General features: G+C 48.9%; 1 protein-coding gene and 1 pseudogene. One reads left to right on the forward strand and one right to left on the reverse strand.

Annotated features, from left to right (window positions below):
• Positions 1 to 27 precede the first annotated feature (27 nt).
• A pseudogene (locus tag DW49_RS01000000129010) lies at positions 28 to 260 on the forward strand (recombinase family protein); the annotation flags it as partial.
• Between the two features lie 49 nt (positions 261 to 309).
• Here the strand turns inward: DW49_RS01000000129010 and DW49_RS1000000131480 are convergent.
• Positions 310 to 966, reverse strand: a complete 657-nt coding sequence (locus tag DW49_RS1000000131480; RefSeq protein ID WP_005614735.1) for a YopT-type cysteine protease domain-containing protein — start codon at positions 964 to 966, stop codon at positions 310 to 312.
• Positions 967 to 1,175 lie beyond the last annotated feature (209 nt).

Here is a 1,175-nt window from a genome sequence, read left to right on the forward strand (position 1 = left end):
TTGAGTACGCCTAAATAGGCCACCATCATGACGACTCTCAATGTCGCGCGGATCTACCTGCGTGTCAGTACCGAAGACCACGACTTGCAGCGCCAAGAAGCAATCATTGGCAATGCGCGAACCTCGGGCTACTACGTGGCTGCGGTCTATCGCGAAAACGCCTAGGCGCTCGATCCGACCGTCCCGAGCTGTTGCGCATGATCGAGGACCTGCAACCTGGTGAAGTCGTCATCGCAGAGAAGACCGACCGAATCAGCCGTCATTGCTCCCCAGCCCCCTGTTCACTACGCATAAACCTGTATCAAAGACTTACGAGCGCACAGGCAGAATATGTATTTCTGGGACCGGAAATCTACTCGAATAGGCTTGAATTATATCTCGCATGTTCTCCTCAACGGTACTTGTGTCAGCTTTAAAACTGTATTCTCCATGATTCGGATCAAATACATGTAATTTGTTACCAGTACAGTGCGTGGCAATCGCATGGTTATCTCCGTTCATCCTCACGATAACAAGAACATGGGACGAATTGGGATCTCGCAGCGTATTTGCCATGCTTCCCATAGCTTGTTCTTCATCGCTCATAACATCAAGAATGCGAGCATCACTGAGACGCAATGAATAATCTCGGAAGGTGGGAGAGAATAATATTTCGTACGGAGTACGAGGATTATTTATTTCATGATTACGGTACGTCTGCTGACGCTCAGCAACTTGTTCCAGGGTCGCTCTATGTCGCATATGATCGATACGTGCTTCGGCCGGTTGTGAGTGATGGCGGACGCGGTCCAACCACGCTGCGGTTAACACAACGCAGGCCGCTCGTTGATCGCCGACCCTTGCCAGCTCATCTGCTTGCTTGAAAGGTATCTCTTTGATGCGTGAAGCTGTGGAGCTGGAGCATCCCCCTATAGTTGCTTGAGTAGTATGTTCGACCGCTGGCTGTAAAGTGTTTGATACTCTCACGCGCGTATCCTCTGAAAAGTAGAAACACTGAGTGGTCGAGACCTTCTATCAGTTCCGCTGAAAAGGCATGGCAGCTCAAAGCCGCCAGTTTTACCCAGAGGGTCAGTTCTAGTGTACTGTTTTCGAAATAAGTTACCCATAACCTGCAAGCTAAGCTATTGATAAGATTTGAATTTTCCGTTAGTTGGTGGCTGATTTTTTCGAAAACA

Origin of the sequence: Pseudomonas avellanae BPIC 631, from assembly GCF_000444135.1 — a bacterium.
GTDB classification, from domain to species: Bacteria; Pseudomonadota; Gammaproteobacteria; order Pseudomonadales; family Pseudomonadaceae; genus Aquipseudomonas; species Aquipseudomonas avellanae.